Source organism: Streptomyces scabichelini (genome assembly GCF_011045015.1).
GTDB lineage: Bacteria > Actinomycetota > Actinomycetes > Streptomycetales > Streptomycetaceae > Streptomyces > Streptomyces scabichelini.
In genome coordinates this window covers 1-11,741 of the sequence record NZ_JAAKZY010000289.1, presented here as the reverse complement: position 1 = coordinate 11,741, position 11,741 = coordinate 1, and the positions used below count along the sequence as shown (strand labels likewise).

Genomic DNA, 11,741 nt, shown 5'->3' with positions numbered 1-11,741 from the left:
CCTCCCCGCCCCCGTCCACCGTGACGCAGCCGCCCGTCATCCCGCGCGCCGCGTGGGGCGCCGACGAGTCGACGGTCGACGATCCGCCGGAGTACATCGACAAGGTCAGCGCGATCTTCGTGCACCACACGGTCGGCGCGAACGACTACAGCTGCGCGGAGTCCCCGTCGCTGGTGCGCGGCATCATGGCGTACCACGTGCAGGTCCAGGAGTGGAACGACCTCGGCTACAACTTCCTGGTCGACAAGTGCGGGCGGATCTTCGAGGGCCGCGCGGGCGGTATCGACCTGCCGGTGCGCGGCGCGCACACGTACGGCTTCAACGGTGACTCGGCGGGCATCGCCGTCCTCGGTGACTTCGAGGGCGCCCCCGCCACCGCCACCACTCCGGCGAAGCCCGCGGGCAAGCCGACCCGTGCCGCCCTGGAGTCCGTGGCGCGGGTCGCCGCGTGGAAGCTGGGCCAGTACGGGGGCAACCCGAGCGGCCAGGTCACGCTGACCGCCGCCGCCGACACGGGCGTGTGGAAGGCCGGCGAGCAGGCCACGCTGAACACGATCTCCGGTCACCGCGACGGCTTCGCCACCGCGTGCCCCGGCAAGAACCTGTACTCGAAGCTGAGCGAGATCCGCCGGTACGCCTCCTCCCCCGGCAGGAACTCCGCGATCCCGACCGCCGACTTCAACCGTGACGGCATCAGCGACTTCGTCGCCGGTGTGCCGAAGGCGTCGAGCAGCGTCGGCAACGTCGTGATCGTGCCGGGCGGCCTGAACGGCCCTGTCTCCGCGAGCAAGTTGAGGCTCACCCAGTCCAGCGCGGGCGTCCCCGGCGTCTCCGAGAAGGGCGACAGCTGGGGCGCGGCCACGGCCTGGGGCGACATCAACGGCGACGGCTACGCGGACCTCGCGATCGGCGCGCCCGGCGAGGACGACGGCTCCGGCCATGTGGACCGCGGTGCGGTGACCATCCTGTACGGCCCGAAGTTCGACACCGGCGCGGACACCATGGCGCTCGGCGACGACTACACCATGAGCAGCGCGAAGTTCGGCGCGACGGTCGCGGTCGGCGACTTCAACGCCGACGGCAAGGCGGACGTCTTCACCGCGGCCACCGGAACCGGCGGCAACTGGGCGGCCCGCTTCAACGACGGCCACGAGGTTGCGGGCGACATCACCACCGCCGCCGGCACCCTCGCGTACGCGGACGCCACCTCCGGCGACTTCAATCGCGACGGCTACGCGGACGTGGCGCTCAACTACCGCGACCAGTCCGGCGTCGGCAAGGTCACCTGGTTCAAGGGTTCCAGGGCGCTGGGCCTGTCGAAGGTGTCCACGCTCTCCGTGAAGGGCGGCCGCTCCATCGCGGCGGGCGACGTGAACGGCAACGGCTACGACGACATCGTCATCGGCCAGCCGTACACGGGCGAGTCCGGCTCGATCTCCGGCGGCCAGGTCACCATGGTCCCGGGCACGTCCACCGGCTTCACCACCACCGGGATGACGAAGATCACCCAGGACACGACGGGTGTCCCGGGCGCCAACGAGTCCGGCGACGCCCTCGGCACCTCGGTCTCCGTGGGAGACCTCAACGCCGACGGCTTCGCGGACGTGCTGACCGGCGCCCCGAACGAGGACATCACGCGCAGCGGCACGAACCAGGCCAACGCGGGCGCGGTGTGGCTCTTCAAGGGCACCTCCTCCGGCCTCACCGGCACCGGCTCGCTCTCCTACTCCCAGGACACGACCGGCATTCCCGGCTCCACGGAGAAGGAGGACAAGCTCGGCTCGGCCGTCTCGCTGACGGACCTCTCGGGCAAGGGCTTCGCCCACCTCCTCCTCGGCACGGAGGGCGAGGACACGGGCAACGGCACGCTGCTGTACCTGCCGAGCACCAGCACGGGCGTCTCCGTCTCCGAGGCGGCGTACTACGGCATGACCCAGCTCGGTACGCCGACGGGGGCGCGCGTCGGTCAGGTCCTGACCCCGTAAGCGCCACACCGTGAAACGAAAGGCCGGGGCCCGCCCGTACGGACCCCGGCCTTTCCCTTGCGTCTCCCTTGTGTCTCCCTTTGCGTCCCCTTTGCGTCTCAGACCCGCCCGCGAGCCCGTCGCGACACGACCGCGCGCAGCACGCGCCGCCCCTCCGTCGACAGGTCCAGGACCTGTCGCAAACTCGCGGCGCCACCGGCCGACAGCAGCTCCAGGATGGCGATCTGGCGGCGCAGTTCGGCGGCGACGAGGGGCGACATGTCCTGCGTACGGCCCTCGCGGCGGGCCGTCACCGAGGACGCGCCGTCGTCCGCGGCGTCCAGCAGCCGGTGGACCTGGAGCGCGGCGACCGAGCAGGCGTCGGCCCATTCGCGCAGGTTCGCGGCGGAACGTTCCAGCGGCACGGCCCCGAGCATGCGGTGCGCAAGCGCGGCGGCCTCGCCCTCGGCGGAGACATCGCCCTCCGGAGCCTGCGCGGCACCGAGCCTCGCCCGCGCCTCCTGCACGCACTCGCCCCAGTCCGCGGCCTCGGCACCCTCGGCGAGGCTCGCCCACAACGGCCGCAGTACCTCGTCGTCGCCACCCAGCAAGGGCACGCACCGGTCCAGGCACGCCAGACCGCTCGCCGCCAGACCGCGCTCATCGGCCTGAGCGATCAGTTCCACCAGGCTCATCACGCCTCCCTAGGGTGGGGCGCCTCTGGTTACGGAGCCCGCACTTCCCCTTACTGCGTGCGGCGTGGCCGGAACGTCACAGTACGAAATGGCCGAATCTCACATGGGCATCACACCGAGCCGGTCCAGGAACTGGAAGAAGAGCATCTCGGCGGAGGGGTCCGCGTCCGAGGTGAACACTTCGAGAAGCGGCTCCTCCGGCACCGTACGGCCCGACTCGGCGGCCCAGGCCACCGCCCGGTCCGCGGCGTCGCGCGGCTCCAGGAAGTAGTCCTCGACGGTCAGCCCGTTCTCGGCGCCTCCTAAGTACCCGGCCATCGCCTCGCGCGCCAGGCAGCTCGTCCACGCCCCGCTCTCCGGCGCGGCCGCCTCGATGACCACGCAGTCACTGTCCATGACGTACCCGAAGAGCGCGGGCGCGCCCGTCTCCTCGGCCAGGTGCCTCATGTCCCCGACGTCGGCCGTTCCGTCCTCACTCGGGCACTCCCACACCTGCCAGCCGTCGTCCGCCCTCTGGTGCAGGGTCATGCCCTTGGCCTTCGACAACGCGTCCAGCTCGGCGAGCGGCGTCTCGCTCCTGCCGACTACGTAGTACCCCCAGTAACCCATTCCGGTTTCCCCCCGGCGTCTCGGTTCGACTCGGCCCGAATACATCACAGTCGCACGGCAGTTCGCTACCGAAACGGTCGACTCACCCCAACCGCACAACTCGACGTCAGCCCAGTGTCTCCGCCAGTTTCGTGAACTCCTCCCACGACACGGCCGGCTTCCGCGGATCCCACAGCTTCTGCCCCAGCGCCCGCAGCGGCATGCGGATCCCCGACGCCACCTGATCCTGGGTCTGGGAGCCCGCGAGATCGCACCAGACGGCGAAGGAGCCGCCGAGGATCTGGTCGTCGTACTCCTGGGAGACCGGTGTCGTGCCGCGGAGGACGAGGGGCGTCCACTGCTCGTAGATGCGCCGGCCCGTCGGATAGACGAACTGGTTGGGCTGGCCGAGGACGTAGTAGAGGTACTCGTCGTTGTAGTTGATCACGTCGCGGCCCGCCCGCAGGTACTCGGCAGGCTGGCGGGCGCCGATCTCCTTGCCCGTCCAGTACGCGACCTGGAGGTCGTCGGCGGCCTGGGCGACACCCCCGGGGAAGAACCCGTCGTTCCAGGCCCGCATCGTCCGGTCGTGCCCGCGCATCACCTTGGCGCGGTCGTTGAGCCAGCCGGTCGCCAGGTCCGCGACGCCGGCGTTCGCCCCGTACGTGCGCTTCGCGGCAGCGGCCAGCTGCGGATACGACGCCTCGGGGTTCGACACCATCAGCGCCCGGTACTCGTCGGCGCCGAGATGCCAGTAGGGCCCGCGGAACAGGTCCGCGTACTCGTTCAGCAGCTCGTCCACGAGGTCCGCCGCCGCGGGCTTGGAGATGTCGACGGCCCCTTGCGCGGCCACGCCGTTCACGTTGCGGAGCTGGAGGTCGGGGTGCGCGTCGAGCACCGCGCCGAGGTGGCCCGGCGAGTCGATCTCGGGGACGACGGTGATGTGCCGGCTCGCGGCGAGGTCGAGGATGCGGCGCACTTCGGCCTTGGTCAGATGCTGCTGCGACACGACCTCCGGATGCTTGTCGGACTCGATCCGGAAGCCCTGGTCGTCGGAGAAGTGCAGACCGAGCTGGTTGTACTTCAGGTCCCCCAGCTCACGGATCCGGTCCTCGATCCACCCGGCCGTGAAGTGCTTGCGCGCGATGTCCAGCATGAACCCGCGCTGCGGCTTCGCGGGACTGTCGCGTACGACTCCCTCGGGCGCCGTACCGTCCGCACGCACCGCCTGCTTCAGAGTGCGCGTCCCGTAGAAGACGCCCGCTTCTGCCGGCCCGCTGATCCGCACCCGCCCGTTCCTGACGGCCATCGTGTACGACTCGGCTCCGGCGTCCTCGTCCGTGAGGGCCAGCTGTACGTCCCCGGCGCGGGCGTCACCCGTCCCCGCGTACCTGAGCTTCAGCTCCCCGGCGAGCAGCCGCCCCTCGTCCGCCAGGTCGACGTCGTTCACGACCACCCGGCCGCTGCCCGCCGGACGCCAGCCGGGCCCGCGGGCGGGGGTGTGCTCGCGTACGGCCGGGATCGTACGGGGCGTCGTCGACATCGGGTACGTACGACTGGGTGAGGGGGAGGCCGCGGACGTGCTGTCCGCGGGCTGCTGTGTCATCGGCGCGCCGTTGCCTCCGCTGGGCCAGAGGGAGACCGTCAACGCGGTGGCACCCGCCACGATCACTCCGGCTCCGACCAGCAGGGGCCTCCGGCCCGTCGCCGCCCGGCGCCCACGCCCGTTCACCACAGATCACCCATCTCGTATGCGCTGCGCTTGTCCCCCCGCGAACCTAAGCCCCCGTCACCTGACGCCACCGTCCACCACACCTTCCGAAACTCTCCCGTCCGGGTGAAATTCGGGCATCCGTCGGACAACTTTCGTCAAGCCTCGATAGCGTGAATGTCACATCTCACACTTGATCCACTCCCGTATCACGCGCGAAGCCCCCACAAGAGCTTCACCGAGCCGTCGAGGAACCCCACGCTGCCTGCGCACCGTCCTTCTCGCCACTCCGGGCAGGCCGTCGCCCTACCCGGGCAGACCCACCCAAGACCGAACCCCACAGGCCTGGAGCGGTTCAACGCCGCACCCGCCGATTACGCCGAGCGGGCCCTCCTCACCTGCTGCGCCAGCTACCGCTGGGCCCGCCGCGTAGCCGCCCACCGCCCCTACCCGGACCTGGACGCCCTGCTCGCCGCGGCCGACGAGGCGGCGTACGACCTGACCCCCGGCGACCTCTCCGAGGCCCTGGCCCGCGAGTCCCTCCCCCTCCTCCCCGATCATGCGTACTCGGCGGCCCACACGGCCCTGAGCGCCGCGCACGCCGCGTACGAGGCCCGCTTCGGCCACGCGTTCGTCATCTGCCTGGACGACACGCCCCCCGAGGAAGCCCTCGACCATGTGCTCGCCGCCATCCGGTCACGTTTGGCAAACGATCCGGAGGAGGAGCGCGTCCTGACGGCGGAGGAACTACGCGGCGTGGCGAGGGGCAGGCTGAAGCGCTTGGTAAGGGAATCCTTTCTCCCAACTCGCGCAACGGGGCGCCCCTAAGGGGCGCGGGGCTGTGTCTGATGTGCGGCTCCGCCGCGTGGGCGCGATCAACCACAAACAACCCGCAGCCGCCCAAAACCATCCACCCGGCAGACGAATAGGCACCCCAGTTCCCCCACCCGTGCCAGTTCGATCACATCGGTAGGCCCGCCGTAAGCATTCCGACACGGCGTCGCTACGATGGCCAGGGCCGGTGGACCGTACCCGGCCGGGCCCGACCGACAGCACAAGCCGGCGCGGCCCCAATCCCCGCTCCCGGAGGAAATTCCGTGCCGGCTGGAACGCTGTACCGCGGCCGGGAAGGAATGTGGTCCTGGGTGGCTCATCGAGTCACCGGCGTCCTCATCTTCTTCTTCCTGTTCGTACACGTACTGGACACCGCTCTCGTCCGTGTCTCACCCGAGGACTACGACAAGGTCGTAGCCACCTACAAGACGCCGATCGTCGCGCTGCTGGAGTACGGCCTCGTCGCCGCCATCCTCTTCCACGCGCTCAACGGTCTGCGGGTCATCGCCGTCGACTTCTGGTCGAAGGGCCCGCGCTACCAGAAGCAGATGCTCTGGACCGTTGTCGGCATCTGGGTCGTGCTGATGGTCGGGGCCCTGTACCCGGTCCTCGGCCACGCCGCTCAAGAAGTCTTCGGGAGCTGAGCCTGATGTCCACTACTGAGAAGTCCGCCGCCTCCGGCATCGGCCCCGTCGAGGGCGCCGGCGCGCTGTCGTACAGCGTCGACAACCCGGCTCCCTACATCGAGGCCCCGCGCCAGCGCACCAAGAAGACCCCGAAGTCGACCCGCGGCAACTTCGAGATGGCCGCGTGGCTCTTCATGCGTCTGTCCGGCATCGTCCTGGTCGTCCTGGTCATCGGCCACCTGCTGATCCAGCTCGTCCTCGACGGCGGCGTCTCCAAGATCGGCTTCGCCTTCGTGGCGGGCCGCTGGGCGTCCCCGTTCTGGCAGACCTGGGACCTCGCCATGCTCTGGCTGGCGATGCTGCACGGCGCCAACGGCCTGCGCACAATCATCAACGACTACGCGGAGCGGCCGAACACCAGGCTGTGGCTCAAGGGCCTGCTCTACACCGCCACGGTGTTCACCATCCTGCTGGGCACGCTGGTGATCTTCACCTTCGACCCGAACATCCGCTAGATCCGGGGCTACGAGAATCATGAAGATCCACAAGTACGACACAGTCATCGTCGGCGCGGGCGGCGCCGGCATGCGCGCCGCCATCGAGGCGACGAAGCGCAGCCGGACCGCGGTGCTGACGAAGCTCTACCCGACCCGCTCCCACACGGGCGCCGCGCAGGGCGGCATGGCCGCGGCGCTGGCCAACGTGGAGGAGGACAACTGGGAGTGGCACACCTTCGACACGGTCAAGGGCGGTGACTACCTGGTCGACCAGGACGCCGCCGAGATCCTGGCGAAGGAGGCCATCGACTCGGTCCTCGACCTGGAGAAGATGGGCCTGCCGTTCAACCGGACGCCGAACGGCACGATCGACCAGCGCCGCTTCGGCGGACATTCGAGGAATCACGGCGAGGCCCCGGTCCGCCGGTCCTGCTACGCGGCCGACCGCACCGGCCACATGATCCTCCAGACGCTGTACCAGAACTGCGTGAAGGAGGGCGTGGAGTTCTTCAACGAGTTCTACGTCCTCGACCAGCTGATCACCGAGGTCGACGGCGTCAAGCACTCGGCCGGTGTGGTCGCGTACGAGCTGGCGACCGGTGAGATCCACATCTTCCAGTCGAAGGCCGTGATCTACGCGTCCGGCGGCTGCGGCAAGTTCTTCAAGGTGACGTCGAACGCGCACACCCTGACCGGTGACGGCCAGGCGGCCGTGTACCGGCGCGGGCTGCCGCTGGAGGACATGGAGTTCTTCCAGTTCCACCCGACCGGCATCTGGCGCATGGGCATCCTGCTGACGGAGGGCGCCCGTGGTGAGGGCGGCATCCTCCGCAACAAGGACGGCGAGCGCTTCATGGAGAAGTACGCGCCGGTCATGAAGGACCTCGCGTCGCGTGACGTCGTGTCGCGGTCCATCTACACGGAGATCCGGGAAGGCCGCGGCTGCGGGCCCGAGGGCGACCACGTCTACCTCGACCTCACGCACCTCCCGCCGGAGCAGCTGGACGCCAAGCTCCCGGACATCACGGAGTTCGCGCGTACCTACCTGGGCATCGAGCCGTACACCGACCCGATCCCGATCCAGCCCACCGCGCACTACGCGATGGGCGGCATCCCAACGAACGTCGAGGGTGAGGTGCTGCTGGACAACACGACGGTCGTGCCGGGTCTGTACGCGGCCGGCGAGGTCGCGTGCGTGTCGGTGCACGGCGCGAACCGGCTGGGCACCAACTCGCTGCTCGACATCAACGTCTTCGGCAAGCGGGCCGGTATCGCGGCGGCGGAGTACTCCGCCAAGACCGCCTCGCACGTCGAGCTGCCCGAGGACCCGGCTTCGCTGGTCGTCGCGCAGATCGAGCGGATGCGCGACTCGACGGGCACGGAGAGGGTCTCCGAGCTGCGCCGGGAGCTCCAGGAGACCATGGACGCCAACGTGATGGTGTTCCGTACGGAGCAGACGATCAAGACGGCTGTCGAGAAGATCGCCGAGCTGCGCGAGCGTTACAAGAACGCCTCGGTCCAGGACAAGGGCAAGCGGTACAACACCGACCTCCTCGAGGCCATCGAGCTGGGCAACCTGCTCGACCTCGCCGAGGTGATGGCCATCTCCGCGCTGGCCCGCAAGGAGTCGCGCGGCGGTCACTACCGCGAGGACTACCCGAACCGCGACGACGTCAACTTCATGCGCCACACCATGGCGTACCGCGAGGTGGGCGACGACGGCACCGAGACCGTCCGTCTCGACTACAAGCCGGTCGTCCAGACCCGCTACCAGCCGATGGAGCGTAAGTACTGATGGCAACCCCGACCCTGGACAAGACCGACGAGGCCGGCAAGCCCGAGCCCGGCTTCGCCGACTCCCCGTACATCACGGCCACCTTCCGGATCCGCCGTTTCAACTCGGAGGTCTCCGCGGAGGCGACCTGGGAAGACTTCCAGGTGGAGATCGACCCGAAGGAGCGTGTCCTCGACGCGCTGCACAAGATCAAGTGGGACCTGGACGGGACGCTGACGTTCCGCCGCTCCTGCGCGCACGGCATCTGCGGCTCGGACGCCATGCGGATCAACGGCAAGAACCGTCTCGCCTGCAAGACGCTGATCAAGGACATCAACCCTGAGAAGCCCATCACGGTCGAGGCCATCAAGGGCCTGACGGTCCTGAAGGACCTGGTCGTGGACATGGAGCCGTTCTTCCAGGCATACCGCGACGTGATGCCGTTCCTCATCACGAAGGACACCAACGAGCCCACGCGCGAGCGCTTCCAGACCGCCGAGGACCGCGAGCGCTTCGACGACACGACGAAGTGCATCCTCTGCGCCGCCTGCACGTCCTCGTGCCCGGTGTTCTGGAACGACGGCCAGTACTTCGGCCCGGCCGCCATCGTCAACGCCCACCGCTTCATCTTCGACTCGCGCGACGAGGCCGGTGAGCAGCGCCTCGAGATCCTCAACGACAAGGACGGCGTGTGGCGTTGCCGCACGACGTTCAACTGCACGGACGCCTGCCCGCGCGGTATCGAGGTCACGAAGGCGATCCAGGAAGTGAAGCGGGCGCTGATCACGCGCCGCTACTGATCTTCTTGGCCGTACGTGGGCGAGGGCCCCGTTCCCCTTTGGGAGCGGGGCCCTCGTCGCGTACATGCTGTGCGGCAAAGGGAGTTGGCGGCATACTCGATGCACCTAACTCGGGGGCGGGGATGAGTCGGACAGGGCGAGGCGGTGGCCTCCGGCACTTGCAGGCGAGAAGCAACCACTCACGTCTGAGCTGGGCCGGGGACTCCACCGAACCAAAGGAGGATCAGGAGTACCTGCACGTCTGCCAGAACACCACCTGCCAGGAACCGACCCGTCTGACGGGGGCGACCGCACCGACTCAAAGGTGCCACGGGCAGGAGATGCTGAGCCGCTTGGTCGAGTCGGACGGGTTTGATCCGAAAACCAACCACATCGAGGACATCTGGGCCTGTACGCGATGTGAGGTCCCTCCCCGTCGGGTTACCAAGCCTTCCGAGGCCTGCGCCTGTGGCAATGCGTTCTTGCCCTATGCCCTCAAGAAGCCGCAGTGAGGGGACCGACCGAATGCTGAGCGGACTGATCTCGGCCGGCAGCAAGGCCCTCGGAGGCGCGCGATTCAGCCTCATCAGCGTGATGCCCACCTTCTTGGTCATCACCGTCATCGCCGTTCTCGCACGAGCGCATCTCTACGATCCGGACGCGCAGGCGGACTTCAGCGCGGTCATGCCGGGCACGAAGGACGCACTCGGTGCCGCGCTGTTCCTCTTTTTCGCCTTTCTGGGCGGGGTGCTCCTCAGGCCGTTCGAGGCGGCTGTCGTACAACTCCTGGAGGGGTACTGGGAAACGCCCTCTCCTCTGGCCCCCCTGCATCGGGCCGCAGTGGAACGGCACAGACGGCGGCGCAACAGGGCGATTCTGGACTTCGGTCACACCGACGGGACTCACTCCGCCTCCCTTACGCACATCGGGATGCGTCCGCTCGCCGAACTCGCGGCCGCGGATCGCGCTGCCGCCAGAAGAGCCCGCGCCGTGGCCAGGTCCCGGCGGATCCGGCGCGGCTATCCCGTTGAGGTACGCGAATTCAGACAACCGGGCGGCAAGGACCCGGAGGGAGAGCTGATGCCCACCTTGTTGGGCAATGCCCTCATGCGCGGTGAGCGTCTCTCGGGGGACCGGTACGGCCTCGACATGCCCATCGTCGGGCCGCGGCTCTACCCCTTCATCTCTCCTCGCCTCCAGAGCGCCGTCAATCAGCAGATGGACCTCATATCGGCCTCCGCTTCGCTGTGCGTGTCGCTCACCGTGGCGACTGCCGCGATGCTCCCGCTGCTCGCCCGGCTCGATGCCTGGTCACTGCTTCCGCTGGCCCCGGCGTGCATGGCGATCCTGGCGTACCGAGGAGCTGTGGCCGCCGCCCTCTACCACGGCACCCTCCTCAGTACGGTCTTTGACCTGCACCGATTCGACCTGATCAGAGCCTTCCACTACGAGATCCCCGAGGAGGCCAAGAAGGTCGTACGGCTGAACCGGAGAATCTCGACATTCCTGTCCCCCGACAACCGCGAGCGACTCGACGACAGCAAGGGCTTGAAGGACGACGCCATGGTTCATCCCTCCGACGACCAGGACGTCCTACAACGAACTGATCGCGACGGATCCGCCCAGTCCTAGGACGTTCAACACCAAACGATGCGGCTGGCGGGCGCCCCCGTCGTTCAAGTACGCGCGCTCGTTGGGATACACGGGCACCCGGTCGGCGAAGTGCACCGCCGGAGCGTTCTCCACGTTCCCCTTCACCACGGCGCAGTACGGTCCCACAACGAGCTCCACTCTTCCGAAGAGGACCGTGATGTCCGCCTGGAGCACCCGCAGGCGGTCGTCGGGTGAGGCGAGCTGCATGAACTCGGCGCCCGAGAGGTCGACCACCGCGTTCCCGAAGTACGAACCCACCGTCAGGTTCTGGAGAGGCACCGTCGAGGTGACGACCCGTCGGTCCACCGGCACGAGGACACTCCGGTAGCGGCGCATCGGATGCTCCTGCTCGCGACGGGGAGACTCCGTCCGCACGCCCAGCGAGAGCGCCGCTCCCAGGGCGATGACCACGATCGGCCAGACCCGGTCGGCGGTCGAACCGTCGAAGGCCCCGGCGTCGTAGGCGGCCCACAGACCGCCGCCCGCGAGGAGTATCACGGGGCCGGCCAGAAGCCCCTTGGGCACAGCTGCCCGAAGGATCAGCAGAAGCCCCACCACGGCAAGCGCGTACGGCAACGCCGACAGCGCCCACCGCCCACCCGACCGCACGGCCGACCCCC

General features: G+C 68.7%; 11 protein-coding genes. 7 read left to right on the top strand and 4 right to left on the bottom strand.

Annotated elements, in window-relative coordinates; genetic code table 11:
- Positions 1-1,985 (top strand): FG-GAP-like repeat-containing protein (locus tag G5C60_RS46090; RefSeq protein WP_165269482.1); only part of this gene is annotated, 1,985 nt, incomplete at its 5' end.
- A gap of 98 nt (positions 1,986-2,083) precedes the next feature.
- Here the strand turns inward: G5C60_RS46090 and G5C60_RS46085 are convergent.
- The 3 genes from G5C60_RS46085 to G5C60_RS46075 form a co-directional block, all read right to left on the bottom strand.
- A complete protein-coding gene (locus tag G5C60_RS46085; RefSeq protein WP_165269480.1) occupies positions 2,084-2,659 on the bottom strand; it encodes a hypothetical protein in 576 nt (191 codons plus the stop codon).
- A 99-nt stretch (positions 2,660-2,758) separates the two neighbouring features.
- The gene (locus G5C60_RS46080) at positions 2,759-3,268 is read right to left on the bottom strand and encodes a hypothetical protein (RefSeq protein ID WP_165269478.1); all 510 of its coding nucleotides are present in this window, start codon (positions 3,266-3,268) and stop codon (positions 2,759-2,761) included.
- Between the two features lie 106 nt (positions 3,269-3,374).
- Entirely contained in the window at positions 3,375-4,979 is a 1,605-nt protein-coding gene (locus G5C60_RS46075) for a beta-N-acetylhexosaminidase (protein ID WP_420907477.1), read from the bottom strand.
- A 156-nt stretch (positions 4,980-5,135) separates the two neighbouring features.
- Between G5C60_RS46075 and G5C60_RS46070 the strand changes: the two genes are divergently transcribed.
- The 6 genes from G5C60_RS46070 (at position 5,136) to G5C60_RS46045 (ending at position 11,100) form a co-directional block, all read left to right on the top strand.
- Positions 5,136-5,786, top strand: coding sequence for a 2-oxo-4-hydroxy-4-carboxy-5-ureidoimidazoline decarboxylase (locus G5C60_RS46070; protein ID WP_165269476.1), 651 nt, complete (start codon positions 5,136-5,138; stop codon positions 5,784-5,786).
- A gap of 269 nt (positions 5,787-6,055) precedes the next feature.
- Positions 6,056-6,436, top strand: a complete 381-nt coding sequence (gene sdhC / locus G5C60_RS46065; RefSeq protein WP_165269474.1) for a succinate dehydrogenase, cytochrome b556 subunit — start codon at positions 6,056-6,058, stop codon at positions 6,434-6,436.
- Positions 6,437-6,441: 5 nt separating this feature from the next.
- Complete coding sequence (locus G5C60_RS46060) at positions 6,442-6,933, top strand: succinate dehydrogenase hydrophobic membrane anchor subunit (protein WP_165269472.1); 492 nt, start codon at positions 6,442-6,444, stop codon at positions 6,931-6,933.
- A gap of 19 nt (positions 6,934-6,952) precedes the next feature.
- Positions 6,953-8,710, top strand: coding sequence for a succinate dehydrogenase flavoprotein subunit (gene sdhA, locus G5C60_RS46055; RefSeq protein ID WP_165269470.1), 1,758 nt, complete (start codon positions 6,953-6,955; stop codon positions 8,708-8,710).
- The gene (locus tag G5C60_RS46050; protein WP_165269468.1) at positions 8,710-9,489 is read left to right on the top strand and encodes a succinate dehydrogenase iron-sulfur subunit; all 780 of its coding nucleotides are present in this window, start codon (positions 8,710-8,712) and stop codon (positions 9,487-9,489) included. Before sdhA ends, G5C60_RS46050 begins: the two co-directional genes overlap by 1 nt.
- Before the next feature lie 504 nt (positions 9,490-9,993).
- Positions 9,994-11,100: a hypothetical protein gene (locus G5C60_RS46045; protein ID WP_165269466.1), complete on the top strand. Its 1,107-nt coding sequence runs from the start codon at positions 9,994-9,996 to the stop codon at positions 11,098-11,100.
- Here G5C60_RS46045 and G5C60_RS46040 read toward each other — a convergent pair.
- Positions 11,062-11,741: hypothetical protein (locus G5C60_RS46040; RefSeq protein WP_165269464.1), on the bottom strand; the 680-nt coding region annotated here is incomplete at its 5' end. The two genes, G5C60_RS46045 and G5C60_RS46040, sit on opposite strands and share 39 nt — an antisense overlap.